Annotated in this window: 10 protein-coding genes and 1 pseudogene; 4 read left to right on the plus strand and 7 right to left on the minus strand. The window is 64.6% G+C overall.

All coding sequences use genetic code 11. The features are described from left to right. Window positions 1-71 precede the first annotated feature (71 nt). Window positions 72-2,381 (minus strand): annotated as a pseudogene (locus tag C0606_12495) (carbon monoxide dehydrogenase). Between the two features lie 206 nt (window positions 2,382-2,587). On the opposite strand from C0606_12495, the gene C0606_12500 reads away from it, so the two are divergent. Then, complete coding sequence (locus C0606_12500) at window positions 2,588-3,565, plus strand: EamA/RhaT family transporter (GenBank protein PLX37345.1); 978 nt, start codon at window positions 2,588-2,590, stop codon at window positions 3,563-3,565. Window positions 3,566-3,577: 12 nt separating this feature from the next. On the opposite strand, the gene C0606_12505 is transcribed toward C0606_12500, so the two are convergent. The 3 genes from C0606_12505 to C0606_12515 all read right to left on the minus strand — a co-directional run bounded on the left by C0606_12505 (window position 3,578) and on the right by C0606_12515 (window position 8,164). Then, window positions 3,578-5,221 (minus strand): glucose-6-phosphate isomerase, encoded by a 1,644-nt coding sequence (locus tag C0606_12505; protein PLX37303.1) that lies wholly within the window; start codon window positions 5,219-5,221, stop codon window positions 3,578-3,580. Window positions 5,222-5,365: 144 nt separating this feature from the next. Next, window positions 5,366-7,024 (minus strand): dicarboxylate--CoA ligase PimA, encoded by a 1,659-nt coding sequence (locus C0606_12510; protein ID PLX37304.1) that lies wholly within the window; start codon window positions 7,022-7,024, stop codon window positions 5,366-5,368. Between the two features lie 222 nt (window positions 7,025-7,246). Further along, window positions 7,247-8,164, minus strand: a complete 918-nt coding sequence (locus C0606_12515) for a uracil-DNA glycosylase (GenBank protein ID PLX37346.1) — start codon at window positions 8,162-8,164, stop codon at window positions 7,247-7,249. 215 nt (window positions 8,165-8,379) lie between these two features. Between C0606_12515 and C0606_12520 the strand changes: the two genes are divergently transcribed. Next, on the plus strand, window positions 8,380-10,044 hold the full coding sequence (locus tag C0606_12520; protein PLX37305.1) for an electron transfer flavoprotein-ubiquinone oxidoreductase: 1,665 nt from the start codon (window positions 8,380-8,382) through the stop codon (window positions 10,042-10,044). Between the two features lie 97 nt (window positions 10,045-10,141). On the opposite strand, the gene C0606_12525 is transcribed toward C0606_12520, so the two are convergent. The 3 genes from C0606_12525 to C0606_12535 form a co-directional block, all read right to left on the minus strand. Further along, window positions 10,142-11,827 carry a hypothetical protein gene (locus tag C0606_12525; GenBank protein ID PLX37306.1) on the minus strand — a complete coding sequence of 562 codons (1,686 nt, stop codon included), beginning with the start codon at window positions 11,825-11,827 and terminating at the stop codon, window positions 10,142-10,144. Between the two features lie 132 nt (window positions 11,828-11,959). Further along, the gene (locus C0606_12530) at window positions 11,960-12,745 is read right to left on the minus strand and encodes an SAM-dependent methyltransferase (protein ID PLX37307.1); all 786 of its coding nucleotides are present in this window, start codon (window positions 12,743-12,745) and stop codon (window positions 11,960-11,962) included. Beyond that, window positions 12,742-12,984: a DUF2007 domain-containing protein gene (locus C0606_12535; protein ID PLX37308.1), complete on the minus strand. Its 243-nt coding sequence runs from the start codon at window positions 12,982-12,984 to the stop codon at window positions 12,742-12,744. Before C0606_12535 ends, C0606_12530 begins: the two co-directional genes overlap by 4 nt. A gap of 174 nt (window positions 12,985-13,158) precedes the next feature. Between C0606_12535 and C0606_12540 the strand changes: the two genes are divergently transcribed. Both C0606_12540 and C0606_12545 read left to right on the plus strand, forming a co-directional pair. Beyond that, window positions 13,159-14,175, plus strand: coding sequence for a polyprenyl synthetase (locus C0606_12540; GenBank protein PLX37309.1), 1,017 nt, complete (start codon window positions 13,159-13,161; stop codon window positions 14,173-14,175). Between the two features lie 233 nt (window positions 14,176-14,408). Continuing rightward, window positions 14,409-14,800, plus strand: a 392-nt coding sequence (locus C0606_12545) for a hypothetical protein (GenBank protein ID PLX37310.1), incomplete at its 3' end; no start/stop codon positions are given.

Below are 14,800 nucleotides of genomic sequence, written 5' to 3' on the forward strand. Positions count from 1 at the left end.
TTTCGCCCACAAACGGGCGCGTTGGGCATAGAAAGGAACGATGCGCGCCCGGTTCAAGGCTTGTCCCGCGTTTATGCCGCCGAACCGGCCTCGCGGATCGCCTGCCAGATGCGCGCCGGCGTCGCCGGCATGTCGATATGGTCGACACCGCAACCACGCTTCAGCGCATCGACAACGGCGTTCATCACCGCCGGCGTCGCGCCGATGGTGCCCGCCTCGCAAGCGCCCTTGATGCCCATCACGTTGGTGGTCGAGGGCACATTGCGGGTCTCGAAATGGAACCCGGGCACATTGTCGGCGCGCGGCACGCCATAGTCGAGGAAACTCGCCGACAGAAGCTGGCCGTCGGCATCATAGATGGTCGCCTCGTGCAGCGCCTGACCGATGCTCTGCACCACGCCGCCATGCACCTGGCCGGCAAGCAGCAGCGGGTTCACCGTGACACCGTAGTCGTCAACGATCCAGTAGCCGAGAATTTCCGTCGTGCCGGTTTCCGGGTCGATTTCGACCTCGCAGACATGGGTGCCGTTCGGATAAGTGGCTTCGGCCTGCTTGAACTCGCCAATCGCCTTCAGCGTTTCCGGATCGGACGCGCCCTTGGCGATATCGGCGAGCGTCACCGACTGATCGGTGCCGACAACATGCACCGCGCCGTCGACCAGTTCGAGATCGGAGGGCGAGGCTTCGAGCCGCTCCGACGCCAGATCCTTGATCTTCTCGACCAGCGACTTGCTGGCGATGTCGATGGACGGCAGGCCAAGCGGGATCGAGCGCGAGCCACCAGTGCCGCCGCCGCGCTCCAGCCGGTCGGTATCGCCCTGCACCAGCGTCACCTTGTCGAGACCGACGCCGAGATGTTCGGCAACCACCTGACCATAGGCCGTCGCATGGCCCTGCCCGTTCGACATGGTGCCGATCAAGAGCGTCAGCGAGCCATCGTCCTCAAGCTGCAGCTTGGCCGGTTACGAACCGGCAAAAGCGCAGGCCTCGACGTAACTCGACAGACCGATGCCGCGATAGAACCCGCGTGCCCGGCTTTCCGCGGCACGCGCCTCGAACCCTGCCCAGTCGGAAACGTCAAGCGCCCGGTCGAGATGGCCGGCAAACTCGCCGGTGTCGTACATGCGGCCCGCCGGCGTCGTATAGGGCATCTGCTCGGGCTGAATGAAATTGCGCCGCCGGATCTCGTCGACCGAAAGGCCGGCGACCGCCGCCGCCTTGTCGACCAGCCGTTCGAGCACATAGGCCGCTTCCGGCCGTCCCGCGCCGCGATAGGCGTCCGTCGGCAGCGTGTTGGTGAAGGCGCCGCGAATGCGTACGAAGACCTTCTCGATGTCGTAGACACCGGTCGCCATCGACAAGCCGAACCACGGAATGATCGGCCCGAACTGGTGCAGATAGGCACCCATATTCGCAATGGTGTCGACCTTCAGCGCGAGGAACCGTCCATCGGCATCCATCGCCACTTCAGCGGCTGCGAGATTGTCGCGCCCCTGGCTGTCGGCGAGGAAGGATTCGGAGCGCTCGGCAACCAACTTCACCGGCCGGCCGAGCTTTTCGGCCGCCACCAGACAGAGTGGATATTCGGCAAAGACAAAGACCTTGGTGCCGAACCCGCCACCGACATCGAGCGTGCGCACGCGCAAGCCTTCCTTATCGATGCCGAAGATTTCCCTGGCGATGATGTTCTGCATCGAGTGGACGCCCTGCGAGCCCACGGTCAGCGTCAGTCGCTCGCCGTCATATTCGCCGATGCAGCCGCGCGTCTCCATGTAGCTGGTGACGATGCGGTTGTTGACGATCTCGACGCGCGCGACCTTGGCGGCATCGGCGAAGACCGCGTCGACCTCGGCCTCCTCGCCGAGCTGATATTCGAAGGCGAGATTGGAGCCCCGCTCCGGCCATACCAGCGGCACGCCGTCTTTCAGCGCATCGCCTGTCTCGACCACCACATCGAGGGGATCCCAGTCGATCTCGATCGCCTCAGCCGCCGACTTCGCGATGTTGAGATCGTCGGCGACGATGAAGGCAACGCCCTCGCCGATATGGCGCACTTCGTCCTCGGCGAGCACGGGATGGCGCGGCGCATCGGGGAACGAGCCGTCCGGCTGCTTCGCCATTCCCTTGCATGGCAGACCGTTCAGATGCGCGATGTCGGCGGCCGTCAGGATGAGATGCACGCCCGGCAGCGCGCGGGCGTCATCGAGGTCGCCGATGGTGAAACGCGCATGCGCAAACGGTGAGCGCACAACGAAACCGGCCAGCGTGCCCTCCGGCGCGTAGTCGCTGACATAGTTGCCGCGCCCGGTCAGGAATGCCGGGTCCTCCTTGCGCCGCACTGGCGCGCCGACCCCGAATTTCTGCTGCATGATCTCGTTCATATCCCGCTCACCCGCCTGATCGTCCGTCGCCATCATCCGCAAAAACAAAAAAACACGTCGAGAAGATTTCCCGCCGCGTTTTGATGCAGTTCGAACAAAGCATACCGATTTTCCCGTAGGTCCACCAGCCACGCGCACGCATCGCTGCCATCCCGGCCGCGCCCCTATCGCACGGCGATATTTTCGGGCAGAAAATGTCGATGGCCATGGAAGATCCCACCCCTATCGATCCCGCACCGGCAAGACGGTTCGGCGGCGACCGGCGCACCCGCCTCGTTGGCTGGTGGTCCGAGCTGCCCGGCAATGTGCGTGGCGGATTGTGGATGCTGGTCGGCGGCTTCTTCCTCACGGTCATGGTCGCGCTGGTCAAGATCCTCGGCGCGCGGTTGCATATCACCGAGATCCTGTTGTTCCGCCAAACCATCATGATCATCGTCGTGCTGCCGACGATTGCCGCCAACTTCCCGTCCGTGCTGAAGACCAGCCGCTACGGACTGCACGCGGCACGCGTCACGCTCGCGACCATGGCAATGCTGTTCGGCTTCACCGCGGCAATCCACCTGCCACTTGCCGACGCCACCGCGATCGGCTTCGCCCGCAGCCTCTTCGTCACCGTCTTCGCGATCATTTTCCTGAAGGAAGTCGCCGGCCCGCGCCGCTGGGCGGCCACCCTGATCGGCTTCGTCGGTGTGCTGTTGATGCTGCGCCCGGGCAGCGATGCCGCCATCAGCACCTACGGCCTGATGGCAGTCGCGGGAACCGCCGGCGCCGGCGGCGTCATGATCATCCTGCGGATTCTCTCGCGCACCGACCGGCCGGTAACGATCCTCACCTACCAGGCGCTGCTGGTCGGACTCATCATGCTGGTGCCGGCAATCTGGCACTGGCAGACGCCGACGCTGCACGAGTTCTTCATGCTGATCGGACTCGGCGTCGTCTCCTGGGCCGGCCAGATGTGCAACATCCAGGCCTACCGCGCCGGTGAAGCAACCGCCGTCGCCGCCATCGACTACACGCGGCTGATCTACGCGGTGATCCTCGGCGGCTTCATCTTCGCCCAATGGCCGGGCGCCAATACGCTGATCGGCGCTGCGATCATCATCGCCGCCTCGTTCTACACGCTTCACCGCGAGAACGTCGTTGCCCGCAAGCGCGGCCTAGAATCGGCCAAGAGCAAGGACTAAAAGCGGCTTACGCTATTCTTTGCCCTGCATCTTGTGCAGATAGGCGACGAGGCCCTGCGTCGAGCCGTCGTGACCGTCCGCCGGCGCGCGTCCCTCGACCACATCGAACAGGCTGGCGGCCAGTTCCTTGCCGAGTTCCACACCCCACTGGTCGAACGAGTTGATGTCCCAGATCGCGCCCTGCACGAAGATGCGGTGCTCGTAGAGCGCCAGCAGCGCACCGAGCGTGTACGGATCGAGCTTGCGGTAGAGCAGCGTCGCCGTCGGCCGGTCGCCGGGGAAGGTCTTGTGCGCGGCGAGCCGGTTGATCTCGGCCTCCGCCATGCCGGACGCGGCGAGCTTTTCGCGCACCGTCGTCTCGTCGCGGCCCATCATCAGCGCCTCGCTCTGGGCAAGGCAGTTGGCGACCAGATTGGCGTGATGGCCGGTGAGATCCTCATGGGGCACGGCGGCGAGCAGAAACTCGACCGGCACGATGTCATGGCCCTGATGCAAGAGCTGGAAGAAGGCGTGCTGCGCGTTGGTGCCGGGCGCACCCCACACGACCGGCCCGGTCGCCATCGCCACCGGCTTACCGTCGAGCGTCACCCGCTTGCCGTTCGACTCCATGTCGACCTGCTGCAGATGGGAGACGAACTTGTCGAGCCGCTGGTCGTACGGCACCACGGCGGCGGTTGCGAAGCCGCAGACATTGCGATGCCACAGCCCCATCAGACCGAGCAGCACCGGCAGATTATCGCCGAGCGGCGCGGTGCGAAAATGCTCGTCCATCGCATGCGCGCCATCGAGAAAGGCGAGGAAGCTCTCGCCGCCGATTGCAATCGCCAGCGACAGGCCGACCGCCGACCACACCGAATAGCGCCCGCCGACCCAGTCCCAGAACCCGAAGATGCGGTCTTCCGGCACGCCGAAGCCGGTCGCAGCCGGGATATTAGTCGAGATCGCCGCGAAATGCGCCGGCAGCGCCTCTTCGCCAACGGCATCCGCGATCCACGCCCGCGCCGTGCGCGCATTGGTCATCGTCTCTAGCGTCGTGAAGGTCTTTGAGGCGACGAGAATCAGCGTCGTTTTCGGATCGAGCCCGGCCAGCGTATCGGCGATGTGTGCACCGTCGACATTGGAGACGAAATGCACCCGCGGCCCGCCGCCGAAATAGGGCGAAAGCGCGGTCGCCGCCATCGCTGGGCCGAGATCGGACCCGCCGATGCCGATATTGACCACATCGGTGAAGCGTTCACCGTTCGAGGCGGCAACCTCGCCGGACCGCACCGCGTCGGCAAAGGCGACGACCCGATCGAGAACTTCGATCACGTCCGGCATGACGTCAACGCCGTCGACCATCACCGGCCGGCCCGAACGGTTGCGCAGCGCGACATGCAGCACCGCACGCCCCTCGGTCGAATTGATCTTCTCGCCGGAGAACATCGCCGCGCGCTTCTTCTCAAGCCCGCCGGCCTCGGCCAGCTGCAACAGCAGGTGGAAGACCTTCTCGGTCAGCTTGGTCTTGGAGAAGTCGAGCAGAATCTCGCCGCTGATGCGGGAGAACCGGCGGAAGCGGTCGGGATCGGCGGCAAACAGGGCGGCGATCGAGGTGTCGCCAAGGGCGCGCCACTCGGTGGCCAGGTCGACCAGGACGGAGGAAACGGTGCGGGGCATTGGGAAAGTCCGGCGGTGAGATGAGAGACGCCGCAATCATACCCCCGAGCGGCGCGGCTTTCACCCTCGTTATCGGCGAAGTGCCACAATAACGCGCCTTGTGTCACGAACCCGCTGTCGCACGGCGGAGAGACCGCTGGCGTTTCAGCCCTCGGCCTTCGATGCCTTTTCGGCCTCTTCCTCGATCAATTCCTTCTTCGACAGCTTGCCGACCATGGTCTTCGGCAACTCATCGCGGAATTCGATCTCGCGCGGCATTTCGATCTTGGAAATCTGATCGCGCAGGAAGGCCATCAACTCGTCAGCGGTGATTTGCGATCCGGCAGCGCGTTTCACGAAGGCTTTCGGTGCCTGGCCGCGATATTTGTCGGTGACCGCAATGACGATGGTCTCGACCACATCCGGATGCTGATAAAGCGCTTCCTCGACAACGCGCGGATAGACGTTATAGCCCGAACACAGGATGAGGTCCTTGATCCGGTCGACGAGGAAGATGTAGCCGTCCTCGTCGATATAGCCGACATCGCCGGTCATCAGCCAGCCATCGACCAGCGTCGCGCCGCTCTCGCCGGGACGTTCCCAATAACCCTTCATGACCTGAGGGCCGCGAACGGCGACCTCGCCGCGCCCACCCTGCTCGAGAACCTTGCGCTTGTCCTCCAGATCGCGAATCTGCACCTCGGTACCGACCACCGGCATGCCGATAGAGCCGGCCTTAACCACACCCTCGGGCGGATTGACGCTGACCACCGGCGAGGATTCGGTCAGTCCGTAGCCCTCGACCAGCTTGCAGCCGGTCAGGCTCTCGAACTGTTCCTTGACCTCGACCGGAAGCGGCGCGCCGCCTGACAGGCAGAACCGGATCGAACCGAGATCGGTCGTCTTGGCCTGCGGTGCGTTAAGAATCGCCGTGTAGATCGTCGGCACGCCGGGGAACAACGTCGGCTTGGTGCGGGTGATGGTCTTGAACAGCAGCCCCATGTCGAGCCGCGGCATCAGCACCATCTGCGCGCCAATCGCGACCGAATAGTTCTGCACCACGGTCATCGCGAAGACGTGGAAGAAGGGCAGCAACGCCAGCAGCCGCTCCTCGCCGCGTTTCGCGCCGGGGAACGCCGCCCGCACCTGCTCGGTGTTGGCGCACAGATTGGCGTGCGTGAGCATCGCGCCCTTCGGCGTACCGGTCGTGCCGCCGGTATATTGCAGCACGGCGATATCGTTTTGCGGATCGATATCGACCGGGCGCAACGAGCCGCTCGACGCGAGCATATCGGCAAAGGCGATATGGGCGCCGTCATAGCGCACCGCCGCCATTTCCTTGCGCTTGAACAGGCGGAACAGCAGCCGCTTCGGCTGCGGCAGGATATCGGCCATCGGGCACACGATGATGTGGCTCAACAGGCCCTTCGCCCGCACCGCCTCGACCTTGTCGTAGATCGCTTTCAGATCAAGCGTGACCATGATCGAGGTGCGCGAGTCCTCGACCTGGAACGACAGCTCCCGCTCCACGTAGAGAGGATTGTAGTTGACCACCGTGCCGCCGATCTTCAGCACCGCGAAGTAGAACACCGGGTAGTAGGGCGTATTCGGCAAACAAAGGCCGACCTGCACGCCCTTGGCAACGCCCATCGCCTGCAGGCGCGCCGCCACCTTGTCGACCATCGCGCCGACTTCGCTCCAGCTCCATGTCAGCCCGAAGAAGTCGACGGCCTTCTTGGCGCCGTACTCGGCGACCGTCTTGTCGAGATAGTGGTGCAGCGGATGCGGCTTGAACCCGGCAAGCCAATCGGTTTCGCCCGGCATGGTGGCAGTCTCCCTGGTGGCCGCCGCGTTCCTTCGCGTGGGAACGGATTGTCGCACGGGGCGGCGATGTTTTCGCCACAGTGCCGACGCGCCCCGGCAACGTCAACTCGTGCGGTGCATTGCGTGCACCCAAGCACCCCCGTGCGCGCGTTGAGGCGACCCGGACGCGACGTCCGTCAGTGGCCGCATGCTGTGGAAAAGCTGTGGATGATGATGCAGCCCTCAGCGGCCTTCCTCAAGCGCGGCCTTGATCGACAGGAAATCGCGCCACGCCAAACGCTTCTCCAGCGGCTGGCGAAGGAGATAAGCCGGATGCAGCGTCGCGATCGCGCGGATCTCCCGCTTGCCCGTCGAAAAACCGTGCCACTTGCCGCACAGCTTCAGGATGCCCTGGCTGGTGCCGAGCAGCTGCTTGGCCGACGCGCCACCGAGCAGAACCAGAATATCCGGGTCGACCAGTTCGATCTGGCGTTCGATGAACGGCCGGCAGATCTCGGTCTCCGTCGGGCTCGGCATGCGGTTTCCCGGCGGCCGCCACGGCACGACATTGGCGATGTAGACGTCTTCGCGGGCAAGCCCGATCGCTTCGAGCATGCGATCGAGCAGCCGCCCCGAGCGGCCGACGAAGGGCACGCCCTGAATGTCCTCGTCACGCCCCGGCGCTTCGCCCACCATCATCACGCGCGCATTCGCGCTGCCATCGGCAAACACCAGATTCTTCGCGGTGAAGCGCAGGCTGCAGCCCTCGAAGGTCTCAAGCGTCTGACGCAGGCTGTCGAGATCATGCGCCTGGCGCGCCGCCTCGCGCGCGGCCATCACCGCCGCGTCCTTCGGCCCGCCCGAAGCCGCCGCAGGACCCGAAACGGCGCCTGCCTGGGGTGCCCGCGCCACCGGCGGCTGGCCCCGGCTCGTTTGCGGCGCCTGTTGCGCGCCACGAACCGGCTGCGCGTCCTGCACGGGAATGGCCGTCGGCGAACGGGATTCGGCAGGCATCGCCGGCATCATCGCCGGGCGTGGATTACGGCTTTCAACGAACCGGTCAACCGGCTCCTCCGACAGCGCGCAGTCGATCCCCGCTTCCAGATAGAACTCCAGAAGCGCGCGCGCGTCGCCCGGATCGGCGTCGAAATCGCTCGGCATGTCGTTGTCGGTCATGGCTGGCGACTCTACCCTTTCACCGCCCTTCGGCAAGAGCTAACCGTTAGACGAAGGATCACACGGTCGCACGACACCTCGCCGATTGCCGATCAGCGTGCGGTGCAATAAACAGGAAGCGACAGTTTTCGGCCAAAGACGGCAAAATGATCCGTCTGGCGAGATCGACAAGAGATGAAAACAATTCCGGGAGCGCACCCATGACCGATACCAGCGAGCTGCCAGAACGCGACGCGATGGAGTTCGATGTCGTCATCGTCGGCGCCGGCCCCGCCGGCCTTGCCGCGGCGATCCGGCTGAAACAGCTCAACGAGGACCTCTCCGTCGTAGTGCTGGAAAAGGGCGCCGAGGTCGGCGCCCACATCCTGTCGGGCGCCGTCGTCGATCCGATCGCCATCGACAAGCTGCTGCCGGACTGGCGCGACGACGACAGCCCGATCAAGGTTCCGGTCCGCCAGGACAAGTTCCTCTATCTCGGCCCCGCAGGTGTCGGCCGTTTGCCGAACTTCCTGATGCCGCCGCTGATGAACAATCACGGCTGCTACATCGTCTCGCTCGGTAATGTCTGTCGCTGGCTCGGCGAAAAAGCCGAAGCGCTAGGCGTTGAGATCTATCCGGGCTTTGCCGCCGCCGAGGTTCTCTTTGACGACGAAGGCCGCGTCAACGGCGTCGCCACCGGCGACATGGGCGTCGGCCGCGATGGCGAGATGAAGGACAGCTTCACCCGCGGCATGGCGCTGTACGGCAAATACGTGCTGTTCGCCGAAGGCGCCCGCGGTCATCTCTCCAAGCAGCTCATCGCCCGCTACGGCCTCGACAAGGACCGCGAGCCGGCCAAGTTCGGCATCGGCATCAAGGAACTGTGGGAGATCGATCCGGCCAAGCATCAGGAAGGTCTGGTGCAGCACTCCTTCGGCTGGCCGCTCGATAGCAAGACCGGCGGCGGCTCCTTCCTCTACCATCTGGAAGACAATCAGGTCGTCGTCGGCTTCGTCGTCCACCTGAACTACGAGAACCCCTACCTCTCGCCGTTCGAGGAGTTCCAGCGCTTCAAGACGCATCCGGCGATCTCGGACGTGTTCGAGGGCGGCCGCCGCATCGCCTATGGCGCGCGCGCCATCACCGAGGGCGGCTGGCAGTCGGTGCCGAAGCTGACCTTCCCGGGCGGCGCCCTGCTCGGCTGCTCGGCCGGCTTCCTCAACGTGCCGCGCATCAAGGGCTCGCACAACGCCATGCTGTCGGGCATGCAGGCAGCCGAAGAGGTCGCCGCGGCGCTCGCCGCTGGCCGCGCTCAGGACGAGCTGACCGGCTACGAAGACGGCTGGCGCGCTTCCGAGATCGGCAAGGACCTCAAGCCGGTCCGCAACGCCAAGCCGCTGTGGTCGAAGCTCGGCCTCGTCGGCGGCATCGCGCTCGCCGGCATGGATATGTGGACCAACTCGCTGTTCGGCTTCTCGTTCTTCGGCACGATGAAACACGGCAAGACCGACGCCCAAAGCCTCAAGCCGGCCTCGCAGTGCAAGCCGATCGACTATCCGAAACCCGATGGCGTCCTGACCTTCGACCGTCTGTCCTCGGTGTTCCTGTCGAACACCAACCACGAGGAAGAACAGCCGGTGCACCTGAAGCTCGGCGACGAAGCGCTGCAGCTGAAAAGCGAGCTCGGCGAATTCGCCGGCCCCTCGACACGCTACTGTCCCGCCGGTGTCTACGAATGGGTCAGCGAGGGCAACGAGACGCCGCGCTTCGTGATCAACGCGCAGAACTGCGTCCACTGCAAGACCTGCGATATCAAGGATCCGAACGGCAACATCACCTGGGTCACCCCGGAAGGCGGCGGCGGCCCCGTATACCCGAACATGTAAGCCTACCCGAACATGTGATCCAACAGCGGATCACCACAACAGAAAGGGCCGCGCTGCACCCGCCGCGCGGTCCTTTTTTGTGGCTGACAGCACTCACTCAGATCAGGAAGTCGTCCGCCGACAGATCGCTCCATCGCAGCCCGACGAAGGTGATCGAACCCCCGCCGCCGAGATCGGCGACCGCATTGCCGTTACCGTCGTGCGATTTGCCGATATCGCGATAGGCGGAAATGCTGCTGTGCGCACGCAGATCGACGTCGTCGAGGCCAACCGTGAAACCAGCGATCCGGTCGTTGTCCGATCCGTCATCGATCTTGAACACGTCACGCCCATCGCCACCGTTCATGAGGTCATTGCCGGCGCCGCCGACCAGTGTATCCCGGCCGTCACCGCCAAACAGCGTATCATTCGCACCACCGCCGAAGAGCTGATCGTTACCGCCGAGCCCCCTCAGATCATCGCGGCCGGCCTGCCCGGACAGCCGGTTGACCGCGCCATTGCCGATCACACTGTCCGCGCCGTCACCGGCGTTGACGTTTTCGATGCTGAGCAGCTTGTCGCGCCCTTCGCCGGTGTCCTGGCGAACCGTGCTGCGCAGGTCGATGGAGTTGTCCTGACCTCCGTCGAAAACGGCCGTGTCGCGTCCCTTGCCACCATTGAGCGTGTCGTTGCCGACACCGCCATCAAGCGAGTCGTTGCCGACGCCACCGTTCAGCAGATCGCGGCCGGAACCGCCATCGAGATCGTCGCCCCTGCCGCGCCCGAAGAGCTTGTCGCTGCCGCCGCGCCCCGTGAGCTCGTTGGCGGCGCCATTGCCATTCAGCGTATCGTGACCATTGCCGCCGACCGCATTCTCGATCTTCACGCCCTTGGCGATCGTGAAACCGCCAAAGATCGTTCCCACCTGCGAGACAAACCCGCCCGCATGGGGATCGCCTTCCTTCAGCGTCGCCGGCCGCAGATCTATCATCGCGTCCAGATTGGTTGCGCCGGCCCGGATCGTATCCCTGCCGCCGGTGTCCCAGATGCATTCCCAGAAAGTGCCGGCCTCGTTCGCCGTCGGCAACGTGTAGGTTGTGTTGCCCTTCGCGGTCGATGTGTTCGCCCCGTAGAGATACTGCAGCGCGGCGATATCGAACGCCATTGCGCCAGCCGCATACCCGTAGGCTTCCGTCGCCGCGTAACCGGGCGTGTAGTCACCGTCATTGTAGCTCATGATGGTGAAAATCTGCTGGTTCAGGCCGTTCGTACCGCCGCTGCCCGAGCCGGCCACACCGGGTATCTTGCCCGAGCCGCCGCCATGATCATGAGGATGCGCGAGCCCCAGCGAATGGAGGATTTCGTGCACGATGGTGGCGTATCCGTAGCCGCCCTTGCCGAGATGGCTCCAGCTCGAGTCCTGCCAATTGAAGATTGTCTGCAGGCGCGCCGCCGATGAATCCGACCCCGGCACATCGGAAATCCCGAGCGTCCCGTAACCGAGATCGGCATTGTCGGCATTCAGATATTGCAGGTTCGACGAAGAGCCCGAGGGGACCTGCACGAAATCGATGTTCGCCACCTTGGCGATATCGGCAAGCGCACGCTTAATCGCCGCTTGCTCGCTCGACGTCCAGGAGTAGTTGTAAACACTCTGCCCCAGCAGCGCGCTGTCGTAGGACGTGCTGTCAGCGCCAAACGCGTATTTGACGGCTCCCGACGCCTGGCTCCATTTGCCGCCCCACACAAGGGCATTGAGGTAGACGTTGCCAGGGCGGAACAGGATATCGGTTTGCGTTGCCATCGGTCTCCATCCGGTTCGCACGAATCATGGGTTCACAGCGAATCACCTAGAGGAAAGCTACAAACAATGGCTTGCGCGGACCGTTCAAAGTTTCGTCATTGGGATGAAGAACAGCCGTCCGGACGATGAACATCAGGCGTCCGGAAATCCGTCGAGAGCGCCCTCCCGCATCGCCCGATCCGCTTCCGTGGTGAAACCGCCATCGGCCTCGTGCAGCACCATGCCCGGCAACAGGCGCAGCGGCGCGCGGCTTCCTTTCACCGCACAAACGATGACGCGGAGCGCCGCCGCATCGACCTTCGGGAACAGCGGATAGACCGTCGCCGCCCCGAAACGGCCCTCGATTGCCGAAAGCAGCGCGGCAAGCCGGGCCGCCGGCCAGCTCACCGTCACCCGGCCATCGCCGGCAAGCAGCGAAGCGGCGACGCGCATCCAGCCCTCGAGCCCTTCGTCGCTCAGCACATGCGCTGCCGCGCGCGCTTCATCCGGCGAGGCGCACACCGATCCCGGTTCGTAGAAGGGCGGATTCATGATCACCTGCGCCGCCATGCCGGGGAGAAGCCCCGCATCAACGCGCTGTTTCTGGGGGGCGAGAAGATCGCTCTCGATCACGCGGACCCGCGCCGCGATGTCCGCGTTTTCCTCCAGCAGCCGACTTTGACGGGCAAGGTCGGCGGCAACCGGGTCCTTGTCCACCAGCACCACTTCGGCATCCGGGCAAAGCCGCGCGGCACACAGCCCGGCAACCCCGACGCCGGCGCCGAGGTCGACGAGAACACCCGACGCCGCGCGCGGAACCGCAGCCGCCAGCAGCACCGCATCGGTTCCCGCCCGATGGCGCCCCTTCGCCTGCTGGAGCGCTGCCACCTTACCGCCGAGAAACCGGTCCCGGCTGATATCGCCCGCCGCAAGGCTCATGCGCCGTCCTGCTCCTTAGACGAGGTGAGTTCGGCTTCGAGACCGCTGTCGACGAGCAGCTCGCGGGCCGCATCCATGTCGTCCGTATCGACCAGAATGCGCTTCGGCAGGATCCCGAGCGAACCCTCCAGAATGCTCATATGCTGGTCGAGAAGGATGTGACGCAGCCCGGCGCCTTCGAGCAGCGCCGTAACGTGAGAGATCAGCACCGGGTCATTGGTCTTCAGCAATTCTTCCATGCGGATTTTCCATGTTCCGGCCGGCGTTCATCGCCCTGCACCCGTTCTGCCGGAAGCTTTTCCGGCTTTTTCGTCGCACACAAGACCTAGTTTGAAGCGACATCGAATGTTGACTCGCCTTCCGTTCCCATGTCCCTATCTTCCGTCTTACCATTTGGTGATGGAGTGATAAGGGTGGGCGTCGTCGTTTCCCTCGAAGAAAAGAAGAAACCTGAAGCGGGCATCGAAGACCTGATCCGGCTGGTCGCCGACGACATGGACCGGGTCAATCAGCTGATCCTGTCGAAGGCCGGCTCCGATGTCGAAATGATCCCGGAGATCGCGAAGCACCTGATCAATTCCGGTGGCAAGCGGCTGCGTCCGATGCTGACCATCGCCGCCGCGCAGATGTTCGGCTATGAGGGCGCGCACCACATCAAGCTCGCGGCAAGCGTCGAATTCATGCACACCGCGACGCTGCTGCACGACGATGTCGTTGATGAAAGCGACATGCGCCGCGGCAAGCTCGCCGCCCGCAAGCTGTGGGGCAACCAGGCGACCGTGCTGGTCGGCGACTTCCTGCTCGGTCAGGCCTTCAAGATGATGGTCGAGGTCGGCTCGCTGGAATGCCTGCGCATTCTCTCCGACGCCGCCGCCGTCATCGCCGAAGGCGAGGTCATGCAGCTCGCCGCCGCCAAGAACATGGAAACCACCGAGGACGAATACCTCGCCGTCATCCGCGCCAAGACCGCCGTGCTGTTCACCGCCGCCTGCGAGGTCGGCGCCGTCATTGCCGATCGCAGCCGCACCGAACAATCGGCCTTGCGCTCCTACGGCACCAATCTCGGCCTCGTCTTCCAGCTTGTCGACGACGCGCTCGACTATGGCGGCAGCTCGCAAACACTCGGCAAGAAGGTCGGCGACGATTTCCGCGAAGGCAAAATCACCTTGCCGGTGGTGCTGTCCTATCGCCGCGGAACCGACGAGGACCGCGCCTTCTGGAGCCGCTGTCTCGAGAAGGGCGACATCCAGGACGGCGATCTCGAACACGCCATGGAACTGATCGCCAAGCGCGACGCCATCACCGACACCATCGAACGGGCCCGCCACTACGGCGCGATTGCCCGCGATGCGCTTGCCCCGCTGCCGGAAGCCCCGCAGAAGCAGGCACTGCTCGACGTCGTCGATTTCTGCATCGCCCGCGTCTACTGACGTCGTCAAAACTGGACAATGAAAACGGCGACCTCCCGGGCCGCCGTTTTTGTTTGTGTCCCCGATTGCCTTGCCGACCGGATCAATTGCCTGCTGTCGGCGGCACGAAGGCCGGCTTGCGGGGTGCAAGGTTGAACGCCCCCTGGGGTGCCGTCTGCACGGCAGCCGGTGCCGGCTGCTGCAGAAAAGCGGGCATTTGCGCCACCGGCGGCACAAACGGGAGTCCGCCCGGCGTGGCCGCTTTCGGCGCGACCGGCGCAGGTTTCACGGGTTGGATCGGCGCCCGCGCCACGACCTTGGGCGCAAGAAATGCCGGAAGCTGCGCGACCGGCGGCACGAAGGGCAGAGCCCGCGGCGACAGATCGAACGGTTTTGGTGCCATCGCCGGCTTCGCCATAACCGGAGCCGCCATCGGCCTCGGCTGCTGCAAGAAGGCGGGCGGCTGGGCCATCGGCGGCACGAAAGGCAAGGCGCGTGGCGTCAGGTCGAACGGCTTTGGTGCCATCGCCGGCTTCGCCATAACCGGAGCCGCCATCGGCTTCGGCTGCTGCAGAAAGGCGGGCGGCTGGGCCATCGGCGGCACGAAAGGCAAGGCGCGTGGCGTCAGGTCGAACGGCTTTGGTGC

The sequence above is a fragment of the Hyphomicrobiales bacterium genome (genome assembly GCA_002869065.1).
In the GTDB taxonomy this organism is placed as follows: Bacteria; Pseudomonadota; Alphaproteobacteria; order Rhizobiales; family Rhodobiaceae; genus Rhodobium.

Bases quoted from the DNA above. Each gene is read 5' to 3' on its own strand.
- C0606_12500 (PLX37345.1), top strand. From the start codon at position 2,588: ATGGAAGATCCCACCCCTATCGATCCCGCACCGGCAAGACGGTTCGGC.
- C0606_12505 (PLX37303.1), bottom strand. From the start codon at position 5,221: ATGCCCCGCACCGTTTCCTCCGTCCTGGTCGACCTGGCCACCGAGTGG.
- C0606_12510 (PLX37304.1), bottom strand. From the start codon at position 7,024: ATGCCGGGCGAAACCGATTGGCTTGCCGGGTTCAAGCCGCATCCGCTG.
- C0606_12515 (PLX37346.1), bottom strand. From the start codon at position 8,164: ATGCCGAGCGATTTCGACGCCGATCCGGGCGACGCGCGCGCGCTTCTG.
- C0606_12520 (PLX37305.1), top strand. From the start codon at position 8,380: ATGACCGATACCAGCGAGCTGCCAGAACGCGACGCGATGGAGTTCGAT.
- C0606_12525 (PLX37306.1), bottom strand. From the start codon at position 11,827: ATGGCAACGCAAACCGATATCCTGTTCCGCCCTGGCAACGTCTACCTC.
- C0606_12530 (PLX37307.1), bottom strand. From the start codon at position 12,745: ATGAGCCTTGCGGCGGGCGATATCAGCCGGGACCGGTTTCTCGGCGGT.
- C0606_12535 (PLX37308.1), bottom strand. From the start codon at position 12,984: ATGGAAGAATTGCTGAAGACCAATGACCCGGTGCTGATCTCTCACGTT.